Origin of the sequence: Bartonella mastomydis, assembly GCF_900185775.1 — a bacterium.
Lineage (GTDB): Bacteria > Pseudomonadota > Alphaproteobacteria > Rhizobiales > Rhizobiaceae > Bartonella > Bartonella elizabethae.
In genome coordinates this window covers 46,351-65,932 of record NZ_LT883137.1, presented here as the reverse complement: position 1 = coordinate 65,932, position 19,582 = coordinate 46,351, and the positions used below count along the sequence as shown (strand labels likewise).

Annotated in this window: 21 protein-coding genes and 2 pseudogenes; 18 read left to right on the top strand and 5 right to left on the bottom strand. The window is 41.5% G+C overall.

Features of this window, described 5'->3' with window-relative positions; genetic code table 11:
- The first annotated feature begins 642 nt into the window (after positions 1 to 642).
- From FJG96_RS08910 to FJG96_RS00840, 6 genes are all read left to right on the top strand, one after another.
- Complete coding sequence (locus FJG96_RS08910; protein ID WP_005774735.1) at positions 643 to 795, top strand: DUF5993 family protein; 153 nt, start codon at positions 643 to 645, stop codon at positions 793 to 795.
- A 10-nt stretch (positions 796 to 805) separates the two neighbouring features.
- Positions 806 to 1,381 (top strand): disulfide bond formation protein B, encoded by a 576-nt coding sequence (locus tag FJG96_RS00860; RefSeq protein ID WP_139412349.1) that lies wholly within the window; start codon positions 806 to 808, stop codon positions 1,379 to 1,381.
- Positions 1,382 to 1,435: 54 nt separating this feature from the next.
- Positions 1,436 to 1,690, top strand: coding sequence for a hypothetical protein (locus FJG96_RS00855; RefSeq protein WP_139412348.1), 255 nt, complete (start codon positions 1,436 to 1,438; stop codon positions 1,688 to 1,690).
- A gap of 957 nt (positions 1,691 to 2,647) precedes the next feature.
- Positions 2,648 to 2,785, top strand: a complete 138-nt coding sequence (locus tag FJG96_RS08770) for a hypothetical protein (RefSeq protein ID WP_180338214.1) — start codon at positions 2,648 to 2,650, stop codon at positions 2,783 to 2,785.
- 254 nt (positions 2,786 to 3,039) lie between these two features.
- On the top strand, positions 3,040 to 3,291 hold the full coding sequence (locus tag FJG96_RS00845; protein WP_139412347.1) for an AbrB/MazE/SpoVT family DNA-binding domain-containing protein: 252 nt from the start codon (positions 3,040 to 3,042) through the stop codon (positions 3,289 to 3,291).
- Positions 3,288 to 3,686, top strand: a complete 399-nt coding sequence (locus tag FJG96_RS00840) for a type II toxin-antitoxin system VapC family toxin (RefSeq protein WP_005774742.1) — start codon at positions 3,288 to 3,290, stop codon at positions 3,684 to 3,686. The genes FJG96_RS00845 and FJG96_RS00840 overlap by 4 nt, the downstream gene beginning before the upstream one ends.
- Positions 3,687 to 3,867: 181 nt before the next feature.
- Here FJG96_RS00840 and FJG96_RS00835 read toward each other — a convergent pair whose 3' ends face one another.
- From FJG96_RS00835 to FJG96_RS00825, 3 genes are all read right to left on the bottom strand, one after another.
- Positions 3,868 to 4,257: a helix-turn-helix domain-containing protein gene (locus FJG96_RS00835; protein WP_139412346.1), complete on the bottom strand. Its 390-nt coding sequence runs from the start codon at positions 4,255 to 4,257 to the stop codon at positions 3,868 to 3,870.
- 537 nt (positions 4,258 to 4,794) lie between these two features.
- Positions 4,795 to 5,163, bottom strand: coding sequence for a helix-turn-helix domain-containing protein (locus tag FJG96_RS00830; protein WP_139412345.1), 369 nt, complete (start codon positions 5,161 to 5,163; stop codon positions 4,795 to 4,797).
- A gap of 422 nt (positions 5,164 to 5,585) precedes the next feature.
- Complete coding sequence (locus tag FJG96_RS00825; RefSeq protein ID WP_139412344.1) at positions 5,586 to 5,768, bottom strand: hypothetical protein; 183 nt, start codon at positions 5,766 to 5,768, stop codon at positions 5,586 to 5,588.
- 576 nt (positions 5,769 to 6,344) lie between these two features.
- On the opposite strand from FJG96_RS00825, the gene FJG96_RS00820 reads away from it, so the two are divergent.
- The 12 genes and pseudogenes from FJG96_RS00820 to FJG96_RS08760 all read left to right on the top strand — a co-directional run bounded on the left by FJG96_RS00820 (position 6,345) and on the right by FJG96_RS08760 (position 17,660).
- Positions 6,345 to 6,533 (top strand): TylF/MycF/NovP-related O-methyltransferase, encoded by a 189-nt coding sequence (locus FJG96_RS00820; RefSeq protein ID WP_139412343.1) that lies wholly within the window; start codon positions 6,345 to 6,347, stop codon positions 6,531 to 6,533.
- Positions 6,524 to 7,732, top strand: a complete 1,209-nt coding sequence (locus FJG96_RS00815) for an MFS transporter (protein WP_246046888.1) — start codon at positions 6,524 to 6,526, stop codon at positions 7,730 to 7,732. Before FJG96_RS00820 ends, FJG96_RS00815 begins: the two co-directional genes overlap by 10 nt.
- A 733-nt stretch (positions 7,733 to 8,465) precedes the next feature.
- Positions 8,466 to 9,702 (top strand): annotated as a pseudogene (locus FJG96_RS00810) (MFS transporter).
- Positions 9,703 to 10,076: 374 nt separating this feature from the next.
- Positions 10,077 to 10,280 carry a hypothetical protein gene (locus tag FJG96_RS00805; protein WP_139412341.1) on the top strand — a complete coding sequence of 68 codons (204 nt, stop codon included), beginning with the start codon at positions 10,077 to 10,079 and terminating at the stop codon, positions 10,278 to 10,280.
- 207 nt (positions 10,281 to 10,487) lie between these two features.
- Complete coding sequence (gene infA / locus FJG96_RS00800) at positions 10,488 to 10,706, top strand: translation initiation factor IF-1 (protein ID WP_004857577.1); 219 nt, start codon at positions 10,488 to 10,490, stop codon at positions 10,704 to 10,706.
- A 229-nt stretch (positions 10,707 to 10,935) separates the two neighbouring features.
- The gene (locus FJG96_RS00795; protein ID WP_139412340.1) at positions 10,936 to 11,685 is read left to right on the top strand and encodes a Maf family nucleotide pyrophosphatase; all 750 of its coding nucleotides are present in this window, start codon (positions 10,936 to 10,938) and stop codon (positions 11,683 to 11,685) included.
- A 111-nt stretch (positions 11,686 to 11,796) separates the two neighbouring features.
- The gene (yacG, locus tag FJG96_RS08765; RefSeq protein WP_425456562.1) at positions 11,797 to 12,051 is read left to right on the top strand and encodes a DNA gyrase inhibitor YacG; all 255 of its coding nucleotides are present in this window, start codon (positions 11,797 to 11,799) and stop codon (positions 12,049 to 12,051) included.
- A gap of 86 nt (positions 12,052 to 12,137) precedes the next feature.
- Positions 12,138 to 12,260: a DNA gyrase inhibitor YacG gene (gene yacG / locus FJG96_RS00785; protein ID WP_139412715.1), complete on the top strand. Its 123-nt coding sequence runs from the start codon at positions 12,138 to 12,140 to the stop codon at positions 12,258 to 12,260.
- Between the two features lie 86 nt (positions 12,261 to 12,346).
- Positions 12,347 to 12,469, top strand: a complete 123-nt coding sequence (yacG, locus tag FJG96_RS00780; protein ID WP_425456561.1) for a DNA gyrase inhibitor YacG — start codon at positions 12,347 to 12,349, stop codon at positions 12,467 to 12,469.
- 77 nt (positions 12,470 to 12,546) lie between these two features.
- A pseudogene (gene yacG, locus FJG96_RS00775) lies at positions 12,547 to 12,678 on the top strand (DNA gyrase inhibitor YacG); the annotation flags it as partial.
- Positions 12,679 to 13,760: 1,082 nt separating this feature from the next.
- Complete coding sequence (clpB, locus tag FJG96_RS00770; RefSeq protein WP_139412339.1) at positions 13,761 to 16,340, top strand: ATP-dependent chaperone ClpB; 2,580 nt, start codon at positions 13,761 to 13,763, stop codon at positions 16,338 to 16,340.
- A gap of 1,158 nt (positions 16,341 to 17,498) precedes the next feature.
- Positions 17,499 to 17,660: a hypothetical protein gene (locus tag FJG96_RS08760; protein WP_180338211.1), complete on the top strand. Its 162-nt coding sequence runs from the start codon at positions 17,499 to 17,501 to the stop codon at positions 17,658 to 17,660.
- Between the two features lie 870 nt (positions 17,661 to 18,530).
- On the opposite strand, the gene FJG96_RS00765 is transcribed toward FJG96_RS08760, so the two are convergent.
- Together FJG96_RS00765 and tnpA are read right to left on the bottom strand one after the other, a co-directional pair.
- Positions 18,531 to 18,920, bottom strand: a complete 390-nt coding sequence (locus FJG96_RS00765) for a VOC family protein (RefSeq protein ID WP_139412714.1) — start codon at positions 18,918 to 18,920, stop codon at positions 18,531 to 18,533.
- Positions 18,921 to 19,119: 199 nt separating this feature from the next.
- Positions 19,120 to 19,536: an IS200/IS605 family transposase gene (tnpA, locus tag FJG96_RS00760; protein ID WP_139412338.1), complete on the bottom strand. Its 417-nt coding sequence runs from the start codon at positions 19,534 to 19,536 to the stop codon at positions 19,120 to 19,122.
- Positions 19,537 to 19,582: the final 46 nt, after the last annotated feature.

Here is a 19,582-nt window from a genome sequence, read left to right as displayed (position 1 = left end):
AGCTTTTTGCTATTCAATATGTTGGAGGGAAAGTGCTTAAACAGCCAGAGTGTCTTTTACTTTTAAGAATGCTTTTGTACTTTAAAGAAAATCTACTTTGAAGCAAAAAGCAAAAAATACAGGCTAAAAATATATTCTGGAAAAATCTTTGAAGACTACAAGGTTTTTAGAAAATGTCTCATTTTTTGTTGCTAAAATGAATACCGTTCCCATATACTTTACAATATGGTGCAATTTGAAACACTGTTTATGATAAAAAGAGATTTTTATGGCAAAACTGCGTTGTAAATAAGGATATTTTTCCAGAAAAAGTACAAAGGGATATCTTGTCTTGCAAAGGCTTTTTATTTTGCTGTTTAAGTAGGGGGGAAGGGGCTTTTTCAATCATTGTTGAGATCAAAGAACGCAAATAATCAATGCTTTAATTTTTGTTAAGAGGCGCTTTTAGGCGATGATCTCTTCATCTTTCCTTCATATAAATGTAACGACAAGACCATAAAGATAACGACAATATAAAGTGAAGGATGAATTGTGAATAATAAATCCATGGTCTCTTTTTCGCCCAATTTTTTAATATGTTGAACGCTCATAATAAGAAAGAACAATTAAACACCGGATAGTAAGAAAGGAGATTTAAAAGTTATGTTTTTTCCATTTTTAATCGCTTTAGGCACTGCAATAACAACGGTGTATGGCAAAAAAAATATAAGTTATGTTTTGTGGGCTATTTTGTTCGTTGTTATTCTTCTAACCTTTAATCATCACGCAACTTCTACTTTGAATTTATCTTTTTGAGAGAATAGCCATGGAAAATGTTGAACAAAAAAATCCTCATTTCGTCATTTTTATGAATACACTAGGACTGATTGGATTGTCCATTGTCTTGGTGGTTGCTTTTTATTATCAATTGGTAAAATTTGAGTTACCTTGTCCCCTTTGTCTACTGCAACGCGTTGGATTGATGCTGGCTGGATGTGGGTTCTTGCTCAATATTCACCATAGGGTGAAAAATACCCATTATGGGATGGTTATTATCGGTTGTATGGTCACCAGTGCTGTTGCTGCTCGGCAGGTATTTTTGCATATCACACCTGATGATCTGGGATATGGTTCAACGTTCTTTGGATTGCATTTTTATACTTGGGCTTTCATTATTTCTGTCCTTTGTATCTTTGCTGTTGCATTCGTCATGATTTTAGGTGAATTGGCACACAAGTTTAAAGAGTTTTCTTCTTTTCCAATCTTAAGTAAAACAGCAAGTTTCTTATTTGTATTTTTAATCGCGGCAAATTTGATTTCGACCATATTGGAATGTGGTGGTGGACAATGCGCCGATGATCCTGTAAGGTACGAATTGTTAACAAATTGGTTCCCTTCATAGTCTTGAATTTTTTAAAATATCCCTCATCATAACTTTACGATTAAAGAGGCGGAGATGTTAAAAAATCCGCTTCTTTTTTATTTGGGCGATGATTCATCAAAATTTTTGATCTTCTCAAAGGGATCCTTTATCCAAGAGATTGGCTTTTACGCTTATTTGCGATTAATCTGTAAAAAAGACTTGGTTTATCGTCTTTTGGGGTTTGTAATTTTTTTTAAAAAAAACCGTGTTATCGTTGAGCGGTGTTGGACGATTCGTTCGAGGGGACTTGTCTTGAGCCGTTGGATTGTCGAGCGGTGGTGGGGATAAAAAAAGCCCACGTTTGTTAAGAGTACATTAACGATAAAAATTTTTATTCTTGATTTTTTTTAACTTTGTGCTAGATAACTCTTTGTATTCATTTTGGTGCTTCTAAAGTATTTTAGGTACTTTTAGAGGGAGTAGTTTAAGATTTTGAAAATTATTCCAATAATTTTCTCTGAGGTTTGTTTATAAGAGACGAACCTTTTTTTTTAATCTTCCTTGTCGATGTTTTTTTCTGTGAAGCTTTTGTTTTAGAAAAGCATGAGCATTTTGATGATGTTTCTTCTTACGAAAAAACATTGACGTAGAAAAACAATTTATCATTGTGGATGTTGAAGGCGAAAAGCAAAAAAGTTTTCTCATGTCTCACTTTTTGAGGGTGAATCCATTCAATAGATCTTTGTTCATTATAAAAAGCACCGCTTGTGGGGCAAGATTCTCTAAAAAATTGTAAAAATGCTTTTTATGACCCCTTTTGATCACCAAAATGGGAGCGTGAAATTTTGTGCTGGTCAATAAAATAATAGACCGATTTATCTCTATGATTGAAATTAAAGTGGGGAATCGAAATTAAAGTGGGGGATTGACGTGAAAATGGACACAAGATTTTTAAGGCGGTTTTTAAAAAGCGTGGCCGTATCATCATTTTGTACAGATATTTCTGTAAATCTTTAAAAGCGTGAAAATAGAAAAACGCAAAAAAGAATGGGGGATTGATCTGTTGTGCAAGCTTTTGGGGAGGGGTGCCATAGTGTGGAATGGGGAGAGAGGATTGGGGTGGAAGCGTTTGTGAATGGGGGGAAGTGGGGGTGAAAAGGGAGATGTGACTGGGGGAGAGCCTCGTGTGCGTGGAAGGGCAAATTGGAATGGAGGGGTGGCATGATTGGAGGAAGGAGAAGTTGGTAAGGAGAGAAAGAGGTAAGGGGGGATGAGAGGATGGAAGGGAGGAGAGGGAAAGTGTGTATGGGTAGGTTAGTATGGTCCTGTACAAAAAAGTGGTGGTGTGAAGGGATGCATGAAAAAGCGCGGAGGATAGGGATTGTTTGGTCTTGTCTGCTCCATGTTTTTGAAGAGGTGATTTGGAATAGCGCGCGGGGTTAAGAGGCTGGCTTGTCGTTTGAAAACTTTTGTTTGCACAGTGGTGTGGGGTGGAGGTTTTGTCTTGTGGGGGCAAGCCAATCGGTCTTTTTATCGGGGGTAATCAGATATTGCCGGTATGAAAACGCATATATCTTACAATTCCTTATGTTCAGGATCTGCCCTATAGCGCTTTGGCAATTTTTAAAAAGTAATTGAATTTTTCATTATTTTTTATATATACTTCATAACGATATCTATATTAAGAGGATTTTTCTATGCCTTCACTAACTGTTACAGCAAAAGGACAAGTGACGCTGAAGCGGGATTTACTCCAGCACCTTGGTGTTAAACCAGGCGAGCGCATCAACTTTGATAAGTTACCAGGTGGTGAACTTCGTATAAAAGCAGCACAGCCTACAAGCACAATTGATCGCTTTATCGGACGATTTGCCGGAAAAGTTAAAAAAACACTGACTGTGGAAGAAATGAACGAAATTGCTGCCTCTGGTTGGGCGGGGAAAAAGTGAAGATTTCTGTAGATACAAATGTTTTAGCCCGCGCTGTTTTACAAGATGATAAAAAGCAAGGTGAAATAGCAAGTAAGATTTTAAGAGAAGCTTCTCTCATCGCTATTTCTTTGCCTTGTCTTTGCGAACTTATTTGGATACTCCGCCGCGGGGCAAAATTATCAAAAGAAGAGATTGCTTTGATGGTTCGTGATCTTCTGGCAACGCGTAATGTCGTCATGAATCGACCAGCTGTTGAAGCAGGGCTTGCTATGCTTGAGGCTGGTGGAGATTTTGCTGATGGAATTATATCTTATGAGGGACATTGGCTAGGTGGTGAAACCTTTGTTTCATTTGATAAATTAGCAATAGATCTGTTAACGCAAAATGGGCTCTCAGCAAGACTCCTTTCTTAACCTTGTCAGTTAAGATCGTGATGGTGTCATTGTTATAGGAATAATGGGGCTTACTTTTTTAAGCTTAGCGCATTTTTCTCTTCTATGATAAATTTTGCCCTAAAACACTGCTCTTTGTGGGGGATGGGAATTTTAAGCTGGGGGAGGGAGATGCGCGAGGAATGTTGCTGTACGCTTTGGTCTAATCAGAGATTAGACACCAAATCGCCTGTTGTTTTTTGTAGGGCTGCTCTCTAAAGTTTTTTAAAAGGGCGTGTTCTTTTGCGCTATAGGTATATTGATCATCATGTGCGTGATGGTCTTTTGTAACAATATCTTTTGTGACAATATCCGCATAAAAAAAGCTTATAGGGACTTCCAGTTTTATAGCGATTTCTAGTAAACATTTGGCGCTTACGCGGTTTAAACCTTTTTCATATTTTTGAATTTGTTGGAAACTCACCCCTAAAGAATTCCCTAAAGCCTTTTGAGTAAGCCCCATGGCAATGCGTCTTTGACGAATTCTTTTGCCAATCGCAATATCAATAAAATGCGGGTTTTTGGTTTGAAACTGTGGATTTTTAGCTTGCACTTTGTTTCCCCGCCTAGTGCGAGCGCCCTCGCATTGGTATTCCGGGAGGCTAAAAGTACTGAGCTCAGTCAGCTTTTTGCTTTTAGTGCTGTTAAGCACCTGGACATAGCAAAATCTCCCGGAATCCCGGGATACCCGCAAAGCGGGATAAATTCATGTACTGAGCGTTCGGGCCTTTAGCTCCCTATTTGACCGTTGCGTGGACGATCAAAAACACGTGCTCATTAATAAAGGAATTTCAAAAGATTGGCAAGAAAAATGAAGATATTGGAAAGGTGAAAATATTTTTTGGAGCTCAAGAATTATCTCATTATGCTCTTATACTGTATTATGCTGTAAAAAACACTCTTTAAGATTCGATATTGGGTATATAAATTTACAATTTAGGTGTTTTTGTGCGCGTGTCATGTTGAATATTTAAGGGACGGCTTGTTTGGTAAGCTTTTTGAAATACAGTCCTTTGTCCTTTGAGGGGGCGTGATCTGAATCTTGTATTTTAGGGGGAGATGAGCGAAGAATGTTTGCGTGCGCTTTGGTCTAATCAGAGATTAGACACCAAATCGCCTGTTGTTTTTTGTGGGGCTGCTCTCTAAAGTTTTTTAAAAGGGCGTGTTCTTTTGCGCTATAGGTATATTGATCATCATGTGCGTGATGGTCTTTTGTAACAATATCTGCTGTCGCAATATCCGCATAAAAAAAGCTTATAGGGACTTCCAGTTTTATAGCGATTTCTAGTAAACATTTGGCGCTTACGCGGTTTAAACCTTTTTCATATTTTTGAATTTGTTGGAAACTCACCCCTAAAGAATCTCCTAAAGCCTTTTGAGTAAGCCCCATGGCAATGCGTCTTTGACGAATTCTTTTGCCGATTGAAATATCAATAAAATGTGGATTTTTGGTCTGCATGTTAAGCCCCTCACCGGTTGCGAGCGCCCTCGCATTGGTATTCCGGGAGTTTGAAAGCACTGAGCTCAGCCAGCCTTTTGCTTTTAGTGCGGTCGAGCACCTGGACATAGCAAAAGCTCCCGGAAACCCGGGAAATACCAGCAAAGTGGTATCGATTTTTATGTACTGAGCGTTCGGGCTTTCAAATCCCTATTTGATCGTTGCGTAGACAATCAAAAACACGTGCTCATTAATAAAGGAATTTCAAAAGATTGGCAAGAAAAATGAAGATATTGGGAAGGTGAAAATATTTTTTGAAGCTCAAGAATTATCTCATTATGCTCTTATACTGTATTATGCTGTAAAAAACACTCTTTAAGATTCGATATTGGGTATATAAATTTACAATTTAGGTGTTTTTGTGCGCGTGTCATGTTGAATATTTAAGGGACGGCTTGTTTGGTAAGCTTTTTGAAATACAGTCCTTTGTCCTTTGAGGGGGCGTGATCTGAATCTTGTATTTTAGGGGGATATGCGCGAAGAATGTTTGAGGGTGCTTTTGTCTCATTAGAAATATCAATAAAATGTGGATTTTTGGTTTGAAACTGTGAATTTTTGGTTTGCATTTTGCACCCCTCATCGCATGCGAGCGCCCTCGCATTGGTATTCCGGGAGTAACAAGTACTGAATCCGAGTCAGCATTTTGCTTTTAGTGCGCTCGAGCACCTGGACAGTGCAAAATCTCCCGGAATCCCAAGACACCCACAAGAGTAGGACAAATCTATACGTCAAGTCTTCGGGCTTTCAAATCCCTATTTGACCGAGGCGTAGATGATTAAAAACACGTGCTTATCAGTAAAGGAATCTCAGAAGGTTGGCAAGGAAAATGAAAAAATTACTATAAAACTTCAAGGGAGTGTATCATTCCACAACCATCTCTTGCTAAAGAGGTAGGGAAGATATAATAGATGCCTACTGACTACAATAGACACTAAAAGAGCGGGGAATTTTCATCGGAAATGTCTTAAACCATTCAAATAGTTACAGCGGAATCTATCCACTTTGGTATGGTAATCTAAGGTTCATTGTATTTATGGCACCATGATATCTTGGCATCATTGGTTGTGAAGAATTTGTAGTATGGCAGAATTTTTAAATTGTGCTTAAACCTCGTCAAACTGAAAGACAAATGGGGGAAATCTATGAGCAACATCATGATAATTGCATTACTGCTTTGCTCTGCAATGGTTGCTGCTGGTTTTGTTATTATTGACGATTATAAATTGCCGGGTTGCAGGACAGTCATTGATGCTTTTAGGGCGCAAGAAAGAAGCAAAAATCCGATCAACTTTGCTGATGAAAAAGCAGGAGTCGTATTTTGGTGCAAGTAAATGCGGCAACAAAAAATCGCTTGCGGGTGATTTTGCTGGGAGATGGCATCGTGTCATTTGGGGGATGGATTGATTACATTGTAATTTTGACCGTCTCCGTGTTCTATTGGAAAGCAGATCAATATGATGTCGCTTTTATTGGAGCAGCAACATTATTCCCTGGAATTATTCTGTCTAAGCCCATTGGAATGCTTGTTAGTAGCAAGTATATGATACATTGGTTGCGGGCGTCACTGCTGTTGCGCGCGCTGTGTACTGTCGCTTTATTGATGGCGACTAGTCTGCAAGGATTTATTGTATTGGCAGTCATTCGAGCGACATTCAATAGTGTCGCCATGCCTGCAATTTCCGTTCTCAGTGCAAATTCTGTCCCTGAATGCGAACGGAGCCGTTACTATTCTGTTTTGAACATGATCAATAGCGCGGCAAAAATGATCGGACCTGCTTTGGGCAGTACGCTCTCTGCACTTTGGTCAGATACCTATACTTTATTGTTTTCTGGATTTTTAACATTGCTAGGCTTTATGGTGTTTTGTGGTATTGGCTCGCAGCCTGTCTCAATGTCAATGATAAAAAAAGCGGACAGCAATAAATCACAGCAGAGGCTTTGTGGGACAACTTGGTATGCCTATGTGGGGGTGTTGTTCATTTATTTTGCTATGGTTTTTATGGTGAATAATCAGTTGCCGGTTATTCTTAAGGCAATGAAGATGAATAAACAGGCACTTGGGATGCTAGTATCTGCTTCGGCGATTGGTAATTTTCTATATGGGTTTTGGAGTGTGAAAAAATCAAAACATAGACCCCTTACAGGCAAAATATCGGAGTTGTTAATGCCAGCGATGTTAACAATGGTTTGTTTTGTCATGATCTCAGTGTGCTTTTTTTACTTAGACTTACTCCATATTGAGACTTTGTTGCTCTGTTTTTTCCTCATTGGAATGGTCAGTGCTTACTTTTCCATATCTTCTAACGTTTATCTGGTAACCAATTTTAATGAACAAATTGGGGGCGCTTCTGGATGGGTGCAGTCTATACAAAATTTAGCGATGTTGGTGGCGCCGTTTATTGGAGCCTTTGTTTTAGATCACACTTCTTCGGGGAAGTTATTCCTTCTTTCTGGAATGATGGGATTATTCTGTTTATTGGGGATCAGAATATTGGTAAACAGTTCTTTATCAATTGTTTCTTCTAAATGATTTACTCATCAATGAAACAAGTATCCTATCATGCCCTAAAACACCGTTCTGTGAGGTTGGTATATTGGATAATAGATTTACAATTTAGGTGTTTTTGTGCGTGTTGAATATTTAAGGGGAGCTTTTTTTGAAATACGGTCCTTTGTCCTTTGAGGGGGCGTGATCTGAATCTTGTATTTTAGGGGGATTAACGGATAATGTTTGAGGGTGCTTTTGTCTCATTAGAAATATCAATAAAATGTGGATTTTTGGTTTGCATTTTGCACCCCTCATCGCATACGAACGCCCTCGCATTGGTATTCCGGGAGTAACAAGTACTGAACCCTAGTCAGCTTTTTGCTTTTAGTGCGCTCGAGCACCTGGACAGTGCAAAATCTCCCGGAATCCCAAGACACCCACAAGAGTAGGCATGACTATACGCTAGGGTTTAGGGCTTTTAGTTCCCTCTTGATCGGTGCGTGGACGATCAAAATTACAGTATTCATTCATAAGGCAATTTCAAAAAATTGGCAAGAAAAATGAAGATATTGGAAAGGTGAAAATATTTTTTGAAGCTCAAGAATTATCCTCTTTTTTTGTTAAAAAATGTTCTTTAAGATCGATATTAGGGTATGGAATACTTAGCGGGGATATTTTGACAAGGAATTGGGCGTTCCTTTGAAGTTCATATCATCAATTCTATGAAAGGGCGGGGAGCTTTAACTGTAAAAAAGTTGAATATCGGGTGGGTGATATGAAGTTATTTTTGAAAAAGAGTCCCTTCGCTCTTTTTTCTTCTCTGTTTATTTCTAAAGTTGGTGATTATGCTTATGAAGTCGTTTTCGTTTTACTGGTCTTAGAAGTCACAGATAATGCCTTTTTGATCGGTCTTGTGTATTTTTTTCGATTTATCCCTTTTCTCTTTTTTGGACCTATAGGTGGTTGGTTCGCAGATAATTTTTCTTTGAAGAAAAATATGATCTGCAGTGAAGTGGTGAGATTATTCGCCGCATTCTTCGTGTTCATAACCACTATAACAGGGACTGACCATATTATTGTGCTTATTTTGGCAGCAATAGGTACAACAATCGGAAGAAGTATTTTTCAACCAAGCTTTCAAGCTGCTATCCTGAAAATGTTTGCAACCAAGGATCTGACAAAGGCAAATAGTCTTGCACAAATTATCAATGAAATTGCCGCTGTCATTGGTCCTTTAGTTTGTTCCCTCCTGCTTCTTTTTGCCAATAAATCCACCGTCCTTATTTTTGATTTCTTGACCTATTTTATCTCTATTATCCTGTTATTGAATCTCATGAATTTAAATGCAAGTGAGACTCAATCATTCAATTTTATAAAAATTTATCGCGAAACAGCTTCTTATCTTAAAACTATTTCTACTGAAAATAATAACTTATTGATTACGCTTATTGGATCGGCGTTTGCTATTCTCTTTACGGGGGCAATTTTAAGATTTTTAATTCCAGCTTTTGTTCTCTCTATAGGGGCAGAGGAAAGCTTTGTGAGTTCACTTTTTTCTCTCATGGCTGTGGGAACAATTGTCGGCGGTTTGTTCTATCATAAAATGATCGTCAATGTTACATCATTAAAGCTTATGATCTTTTGGCTTCTTTATGGGAGCATTTTATTTGTTATGCCTTTAGCGGCAATCCTTTCTTTAAAATTCCTTCTCGTGTTCGCTTTTGTTTTAGGCTTTACCGGTGCATTTGTGGATATTAGTTTAGTCTCAGCCCTTCAATTATATTCTCGTCGTGAAGATTTTGGAAAGAGTTTTGGAACCTTTTCAACCCTAGCGAACTCTGCGGAAGCCGTGTCTGGCCTTATTGCTGGACTTTTTGCACTCGTCGGATTAATGAGCTCTTTTTTAGCGATGTCTGCCTTTATTATTCTTACTGGAATGACTGGTGTTATAAAAATTAAAAAAAGTAAAATGTTAACACCCCCTTCACACGACAGTCGAGAATGATCATTAAGCGATTTGAGATCTCCATGCCGTTTCTTTTTTTAAAAAAGACAGTGCGCTCATGATCCTACTATAGTGTAAAACACTAAGCTTTGAAGTGTAGTGATATCAGTTCTATCGCTTTATACATTTAAGGTGCTTTTTTGTCTGCGTGGATTGTGGAGCTTGCTTGTTGCACCTTTTGTCGCACCACTCCCCCCCCAAAAGGGCGGTGATCTCAAGATAGGAGCGTTGCTAAACTGTTTGTGTTGTTTACAAAGTGGCTGTGTATTGAGGAGTGCAGAAGTGTGACCCTTTGGTTGGCTGCTTTTGAGTGAAAATGGGGAAAGCGTAAAGGCGTGTATCTGTGAAAAAGAAAGGGGCGTTTAAGCCGTGGAGGATTTTATGCGTGGTGCAAGCTTTGGGGGGGGCCATAGTGTGGAATGGGGGGATTGGGAAGAGCATCTTGTGAAGGGGGCAAGATGGGAAGGAGAGAGAGGTGTGGGGGGGACGAGAGGCTGGAAGGGAGGAGGGGCAAGAGAGAGGGAGAAAAATTTTTTTGGGGGTGGAGCTTCATTTCGCGTCATGCGGAAAACAAGATTATCTTAAAAATTGAAAAAATTGGACGGTAAAATTTGAGAGAATGAAAATGCTCAAAATGAAGGGTGCGGTTTTTTGAGAACAGAAGAGAGAAAACTGGAAAAACCTTTCCCTTTTGTGGAATTTTTATTCACAAATTTGAGAAAATAGGGTATGAACGCTGGAAAATAACGCTAGCTTAATAAAATATGCGCATTGTAAAGGAAATGATTGTTTATGTCAAAAGAAGAAGTTTTAGAATTTTCGGGTATCGTTACCGAACTCTTACCGAATGCGATGTTTCGTGTGAAACTCGAAAATGATCATGAAATTATTGCTCATACCGCTGGAAGAATGCGAAAAAATCGCATTCGCGTGTTAGCCGGTGATAAAATCATGGTCGAAATGACCCCTTATGATTTAACAAAAGGACGCATTACATACCGTTATAAGTAATCTCGTGGATGCCCCGCGCTTTTTTGTAAAAGTCACAATATTTTTTCTGTTATTTTTAACAGTCCTTGAAGGGGTTTTCTCTGCATGAGAAAAGAGCAATGAGTGACCTTGAAAAAGTGTAAAATCAGTGCGCAAAGTATACAAGTAAGGGTAGTGCACAATAAAAAATAAGGAGTTCCATGGCGCTTAAAATGGGGGAAGAAATAAGCCGATTGTAAAAGGGGTGGAAATGAAAATTATAAAAGAGTGGGGGGAAAAGCGTTGGGCAGAAAAGCTTGGGGGGAAAATGCATTTGGGAGAAGAAATTCATTTGGTGCTTGCCTCCGCTTCGCCACGGCGTTTAATGCTCTTAGCGCAAATGGGCATTGAGCCCCAACAGGTTTATGCAAGCGATATTGATGAAACGCCAAAATTAAAAGAACATCCTGCAAACCTTGCCAAACGTTTGGCAAAAGAAAAAGCACTCAAAGCGCAAGAGAGCTTGCGCTGGTACGCTCAAAAATCCCAAGAAAATCAAAACCTCCAAGAAAAAGTGCAAAACGTCCCAAAAAAATTATCTGGGCAGAAAACGATTATCTTGGCGGCTGATACGGTGGTGGCGGTGGGGCGCACCATTCTTCCCAAACCAGAAGAAGAGGATGAGGCTTATGAATGTTTACGCTTCCTTTCTGGAAGAGCGCACAAGGTTTATGGCGCCATTTGTGCCTTGAATGAACAGGGAAAAATAACCGTAAAATTGGTTGAAACGCGTGTCCGTTTTAGACGTTTAACCTCTTCTATGATGAAGGCTTACCTTGCTTCTGGAGAATGGCAAGGGAAAGCGGGTGGCTACGCTATCCAAGGAAAAGCAGGGTCTTTTGTGGTCTATATCGCAGGCTCTTATTCAAATGTCGTGGGATTGTCTTTGGCGGAAACCGCTGATCTGTTGACTGCTTATCACTATCCACTTTACGCTCAGTGGACTGAAGAGATGCCGTAGAAAAATTTGAAGGTAAGAGCTATGCAGGGTGAAAGGCAGCAAAAAGAGTGCCAAAAAGAGCAGCAAAAAGTGCAAAGCAAAAATGAAAAAAAAGAAACAGAAGAAAATTTAATGAAAGAGGAAAGAACACAAACGTCTCAAAGTCAAAAGAAGCTGCATAGCCAAAAAGAATGCTCTGAGCAACAAGAGCCCCCTTTGCCAAAAGACACTCGTCCGCCACATCCTTGTCCTATTTGTGGTCAAATGTCACAAAAATCTGCTTATCCTTTTTGTTCCACCCGCTGCCGCGCCATTGACCTTAATCGTTGGCTTTCGGGAGCTTATATCCTTCCTCCACCTCCGCAGGTTAGCGATGAAGAAGAATAAAGGGGCTAGAGGGTAGAGATTGCGTGCGTTTTGTGTAGTGAGGTAAGGCTTGGGGGGATTCCAGTTATTTTCTAAGTTGTGGTCCAATATCCCCAAAATCTGCTTATCCTTTTTGCTTATCCCGCTGCCGCGCCATTGACCTTAATCGTTGGCTTTCGGGGGCTTATATCCTTCCTCCACCTCCGCAGGTTAGTGATGAAGAAGAATAAAGGAGCTAGAGGGTAGAGATTGCGTGCGTTTTGTGTAGTGAGGTAAGGCTTGGGGGGATTCCAGTTATTTTCTAAGTTGTGGTCCAATATCCCCAAAATCTGCTTATCCTTTTTGTTCTCCCCGCTGCCGCGCCATTGATCTTAATCGTTGGCTTTCGGGAGCTTATATCCTTCCTCCACCTCCGCAGGTTAGTGATGAAGAAGAATAAAGGAGCTAGAGGGTAGAGATTGCGTGCGTTTTGTGTAGTCAGGTAAGGCTTGGGGGGATTCCAGTTATTTTCTAAGTTGTGGTCCAATATCCCCAAAATCTGCTTATCCTTTTTGTTCCACCCGCTGCCGCGCCATTGACCTTAATCGTTGGCTTTCGGGGGCTTATATCCTTCCTCCACCTCCGCAGGTTAGTGATGAAGAAGAATAAAGGGGCTATAGTGGAGAGAATAAAGGGGCTATAGTGGAGATTGCATGCGTTTTATCTATTGAGGCAAGGTTTGAGGGGATAGGGCTTGGTTGGTTCTGTCTGATCCGTGTTCTGTTGGGGGCGTGATTTGAGAGAGGGGCGTGGGGTGAGAAGTTGGATTGTTGGTTTACAGATCTCTGTTTACAAGAGTGGTCTGGCAAGCTTTGTCCTTTTGGGGAATTTGCTTTTTGAAGGGAGATTGTTCGCTGGTGGTGGGGAGTTTCATTGGCTGCTTTTGAGTAAAATCGTAAAATCGTGAAAACGTGGAGCCGTAAAAGGAGGAGTGGAAGTTCAAGGACGTGAAAATTTTTATGCTTTGTTTATGTGTTGTGGAGGCTTGGGGGCGTGGTTGGGCTTGTGGCATGGTATGAAATGGGGAGAGAAGCTTGGGGGTGAAAATCTTGTGAATGGAGCAATAAGTTGGCAGAGAGAGGGCGCGCACGTATTGGGGTGTTGATGGGAGAGAAGAGGAACCAGAGAAAGGAAGGAGAAAATGGGATGAAGGGAGTATGACTGGAGGAGAGAGTTTGTCAATGGAGGATAAGTTGAGATGGAGAAGGGCGCGTACGTATTGGGGTGTTGATGGAGGGAGGGGTGAGAACGATTAAATGTTGGGTGTGTATTGAAGAGGCGTGCGTCGGGCGGGGTAAAGTCAATTTTTGAGAGGGGTGCTTTCATGTTCTTCTTAAAGGCGCTCTTCTGTGTGTTTTGGGCGATGGGCAATTTGTCGCAAGGGACGAGATCATTTTTGGGGGGCGCTGTTTTGCAAAACCTTTTATCTTCTGGTTTTATGATGCTTTTTTGCACGCGTTTCTTCACTTTGTTTTTTCTTTCATGTTTTGCTCTTGCACTCGTTTAGATCATAACCCATATTCATTTTAACACGACAGTTCTTCATGCTTCAACGTTTCTGGTGTTCGTGTGGTGGGCCGGTCTTTATGACATGCTGGGGAGAGCTTTTGGTTTAGTGTTTTGAGAAAACAAAAGGGCTGGGGCGATGACTAAAAAAGAATGCCTAAGAGTTGCCGCAAGAAAGGAAAAAAATGCACTTGGAAAAATATAGCGAACGCGTGCAGGGCTTTTTACAATCAGCACAAAATAACGCTCTGGCTTCTGATCATCAGCAGTTTATGCCAGAGCATTTCTTGAAAGTCTTGTTAGATGATCCGCAAGGATTGGCTGCATCGCTGATCCAAAAAGCAGGGGGAGATCTCAAGCTTATTCAAAAGGCGCTTAAAGAAGCGCTTGAGGCTTTGCCAAAAGTGCAAGGGGGAAATGGACAGCTCTATCTCTCGCAGCCGGTGGCAAAAGTCTTCGCAACCGCGGAGGAGATCGCACAAAAAGCCGGTGATCAATTTGTCACTGTGGAGCGCATGTTGCAAGCGCTGTTGATGGAAAAGTCTGCAAAAACAGCCGATATTCTGACAAAGGCGGGCTTGACCCCGCAGGCGCTTAATCAGGCAATTAATGATCTGCGCAAAGGTAAAACAGCGACAAGTCCCCATGCAGAGGGCCAATATGATGCCTTGCAAAAATATGCCCGTGATCTCACAAAAGATGCCCGCGAAGGAAAACTCGACCCAGTCATCGGGCGGGAAGAAGAAATTCGACGCACCATTCAGGTGCTCTCACGGCGCACAAAAAATAATCCTGTGCTGATCGGTGAACCCGGTGTGGGAAAAACCGCTATTGTCGAAGGGTTGGCGCTGCGTATTATCAATGGCGATGTTCCAGAAACTTTGCGCGATAAACAACTCTATGCACTCGATATGGGCGCGCTTATTGCGGGCGCAAAATATCGCGGGGAATTTGAAGAACGCCTTAAAGCCGTTCTGGCGGAAGTGCAAGCCGAAAATGGGCAGATTATTCTCTTTATTGATGAATTGCATAACCTCGTGGGCGCTGGAAAATCTGATGGTCCAATGGATGCTTCCAACTTGTTAAAGCCGGCTCTTGCCCGTGGAGAGCTCCATTGTGTGGGGGCAACAACCCTCGATGAATATCGAAAATATGTCGAAAAAGATGCTGCTCTTGCTAGACGTTTCCAACCGGTCTTCGTCCCTGAGCCCTCTTTGGAGGATACGATTTCTATCTTGCGTGGGATTAAAGAAAAATATGAACAGCACCATAAAGTGCGCTTGGCAGACAGTGCTTTAATTGCCGCTGCACGACTTTCTTCCCGTTATATTACTGATCGTTTCTTGCCCGATAAAGCTATTGATCTGATCGATGAAGCCGCTGCACGCTTGCGTATGCAGGTCGATTCAAAGCCCGAAGAACTCGATGCGCTTGATCGGCGCATTTTACAGTTGAAAATCGAACGGGAAGCTTTGAAAACAGATGTTGAACCTACAGCAAAAGAACGTTTGAAAAATGTGCAGGAAGAACTCAAAACATTAGAACAACAGTCCGCCGAGATGACAACCGCTTGGCAAGCTGAAAAACAAAAATTAGGGCATGCAGCCGATTTGAAAAAACAACTCGAAGAAGCGCGCAATGCTTTGGCAATTGCACAGCGGGATGGACAATTCCAACGCGCGGGCGAACTGGCTTATAGTGTTATTCCGGAACTCGAAAAACAATTGACTTTAGCCGAAAATGATGACCAACAAAATCATCTCGTTGAAGAAACGGTGACCGCTGAACATGTTGCGCGGATTGTTTCTCGCTGGACCGGTATTCCTGTTGATCGGATGTTGGAAGCAGAACGCGAAGCGCTCTTGCGCATGGAAGATGAAATTGCTACCCGTGTTGTGGGACAGGGTGAAGCGGTTCAAGCTGTTGCGCGGGCTGTACGGCGGGCGCGGGCTGGCTTGCAAGACCCCAATCGTCCTCTGGGTTCTTTCATGTTTTTGGGACCTACCGGTGTGGGAAAAACAGAACTCACCAAAGCTTTGGCAGCGTTTCTTTTTCAAGATCCCAATGCCATGTTGCGGATTGATATGTCGGAATATATGGAAAAGCATGCGGGTGCGCGGCTCATTGGGGCGCCACCCGGATATGTCGGATATGAAGAAGGGGGTGTGCTGACCGAGGCTGTACGGAGAAGACCTTATCAAGTTATTCTCTTTGATGAAATTGAAAAGGCGCATCCAGATATCTTTAATCTGCTGCTGCAAGTGTTGGATGAAGGACGCTTGACCGATAGTCAGGGCAGAACGGTCGATTTTCGTAATACTTTGTTGATTATGACTTCCAATCTTGGTGCTGAATTTTTAACCGCTTTGCCGGAAGGACAAACGGTTGATCAAGCAAAAGACGATGTGATGAATGTTGTCAAAGCCGCTTTCCGTCCGGAGTTTTTAAACCGTATTGATGAGATTATTCTTTTTCAGCGGTTGCAACGCAAAGATATGGAGGCGATTGTTGATATTCAGATACAACATTTGCAAAATTTGCTCAATGAACGCAACATAACCTTGCATATCAAACCAGAAGTTCGACAATTCCTTGCCGATAAAGGCTATGATCCCCTTTATGGGGCACGCCCCCTTAAACGGATTATCCAAAAAGAAATTCAAGATCCGCTTGCAGAAAAAATCTTATTTGGAGAAATTCATGACGAGACGGCGGTGACAGTTACAAAACAAGGGGATCGCTTGGAATTTTTGCCTGAAACATAAGTGGGGGGAAATTCCACGGGAGAGAAGGGGCGACAATTCTCTTATGCCATAACACCGTTGTTGTTAGGGGCGCTTACGCTGTGCTGCTCTGCTTGAGTGGACAATGGTGAAAATCTGCTAGGAAAGCATTTGGATTATTTACGCACACACTGTTATTTATAGAGCGGTGTGTGGTGGTTGGTTTTGTCTTTTGGGGGGGATTGTTCAGTGGCTGGGTGGACGTTTTATTTGGCTGCTTTCTGTAAAGCTGTAAAAGCGTAAAAATGTGGTTCTGTGAAAATGAAGTGAACGTTCAAGAGCGTGGGGGGATTTAGGCGTTGTATAGCCTTTGGAGGCGTATTGGGGTTTTTGTGTGATGTGTTGAGGATGGAGAGGATTGGAGGGCGAAGAGGAGGGGCGACAATTCTCTTATGCCATAACACCGTTGTTGTTAGGGGCGCTTACGCTGTGCTGCTCTGCTTGAGTGGACAATGGTGAAAATCTGCTAGGAAAGCATTTGGATTATTTACGCACACACTGTTATTTATAGAGCGGTGTGTGGTGGTTGGTTTTGTCTTTTGGGGGGGATTGTTCAGTGGCTGGGTGGACGTTTTATTTGGCTGCTTTCTGTAAAGCTGTAAAAGCGTAAAAATGTGGTTCTGTGAAAATGAAGTGAACGTTCAAGAGCGTGGGGGGATTTAGGCGTTGTATAGCCTTTGGAGGTGTATTGGGGTTTTTGTGTGATGTGTTGAGGATGGAGAGGATTGGAGGGCGAAGAGGAGGGGCGATAATCCTCTTATGCTATAACACCGTTGTGGTTAGGAGCGCTTACGGTGTGCTGCTCTGTTTGAGTGGTCAATGGTGAAAATCTGCTAGGAAAGCATTTGGATTATTTACGCACACACTGTTGTTTATAGAGCGGTGTGTGGTGATTGGTTTTGTCTTTTGGGGGGCTGGGTGGACACTTCATTTAGCTTTTTTCTGTAAAGCTGTAAAAGCGTAAAAATGTGAATCTGTGAAAGTGAAGCGGGTGTTCAAGAGCTTGGGGGGATTTAGGCGTTGTATAGCCTTTGGGGGCGTATTGGGTTTTTTGTGTGATGTGTTGAGGGATGGAGAGGATTGGAGGGCGAAGAGGTAGCGTTTGTCAATGGAGGAACACGTTGAGATGAAGAGGGGCGTATGGGTGTGTTGATGGGAGAGGAAGCAGAGAGAGGGAGGAGAGAGTGTCGAAATGGGAGAGAATGGGATGAAGGGGGTGTGGTCATTATAAGAGAGGGAGGAGAAAGTGAAGGGGGAAAGGTTGGTTTTTATGATCATAAGGTATGGAGCGTTATTTTTTAGTGCACTGTCGTGAAATGGCAAAAGCAGTAGGCATGTTTTTTCAAATTTTGTCAAAAATGCGTGAATGAGCAACATAATGATGTTGTATTTTGTGCTTTATGTTTTGGGCATTCTGGTTGCATGAGAGAGATGATTATGAGAAAGAATGACACGAAATATTAAAAGAACAATATAAAAACTTGACAAGGTTAATGTAAAAAGGTATCATAATGACACAATCGGAATTGTATCTTTAAACCAGAGAAGATAAGAGCCCCCCATAAGAGCCATCGGCAAGATGATGGGTGAGAAGATAGCGGGATGAGGGTGCTCAAGGTTTTTTCCAAGATTTTGTTGCTTGTTGCTCTCTGATGCTGTCAAAGGAGGGATGAACAAGGGGATGTTGTTTGAAGTGGGGGGATGTCCTTCTCCATTGGGAGGCTGCTGTACATTATTGGAGGTGGGTGATATCCGATATCAAAAGCTTTAGGTGCAGGGGGAAAGCAAAGCGTAAAGGCGTGAATCTGTAAAAAAGGAAGAGAAGGTTCAAGGAGCTGGAGAATTTACACGTTGTGTGGGGTTTTTTAGGGCGTGTTGTTCTTTTGTTATGGCGTGGAATGGGATGAGAGGTTTGAGGGGCAAGGAGTCTGTGTATGGAGCAGGGGGCTTAGATGAAGAGGGATGACGAGAGAAAAAATATTTTAGGGCTGGCTGGACAAGCTTGATAAAACACTCTGCTTTGAGGAGGGATCTCGAAGTGAAAAATCCGGCTTCTTCTTTAGAAGAAGCTAGACTATTCAAAAAAATGGCGCTGGATGAAGTCTTCGTCCTTTAAGGCGAGGGGAGTGGACGTCAAAATTCAGGCGATTAAAAATTAGGTCTTAAAGTTTTTTAATCCAGTGGACAAACACGAATAAGATGACCGTCGGGATCTTTGATGAGGAAGGTTCGTCCAAATACGTCCGTATAGGGTTCTTTCAAGACATTTATCTCAACGGTGGTTTGTTCTTGCCATTCTGCATAGAGTTTATCTACGTCCTCTCCGTGAGGCAACATAATGCCGATTTCTGAAAAACGAGGCACATTTTCCTCCGGCGTATCGCCTCCAGACCAGAGAGCAAAGAGGGCATCACCCGAAGAAGTAAATGCAACATAGCGTGGCGAGATGAAAATAGGCTCTTTTTTGAAGATGAATTTGTAAAAAGTGGTAGAATACTCGATGTTTGATACGTATATCAACTGTAGGTTCGGGGTAACAGGATAAGAGGGGATCGTGCTCATAAATTCTCCATTCATAGCGGTTTCCTACCACGGTATACCTCTATAGAGGATATTTCAACAAGAGATTGTGAAACTTCCGTTTGCGGAGTGTTTTATTTATCCCATCATGCCGTCAAACACTGCTCTGTGAAGGGGCGTGACCTGAAGCCAATAGAGGGAACGCGCTTTAAGGAAAGCTGGAGTGTTGACGGATTAAGAGCTAGGTAGGGGTGTTTTGTTGTTGGATATATTGACGAATAATGTTAATTGGTGCACCACCACAGCTACTGGCAAAATAAGATGGTGACCAAAGGCTATTGCTCCATAGTTTTCTTTGTCTCATGAGTGACTTTTTTTGCTTTAACATTCTGCTGGAAACACCTTTTAAGCTATTAACGAGTGTGGAGATAGAAACCTTCGGGGGATAATTGATAAGCAGGTGAATGTGATCACTTTCTCCATCAAATTCGATACATTCTGCTTCAAAGTTAAGACAAACATTTTTAAAAATAACATGTAAATCTTCTAACATTTCTTTAGTAAAAATTTTTCTACGATACTTGGTTACGAAGACTAAATGGACATGTAGATTAAAAACACAGTGTCGTTTGCGTTTTAATTTCGTTTCTTTTTTCATAAATTAAGTATAAGGTGTTAAAAGTGAAGTAATAAAAAGAGTCGAT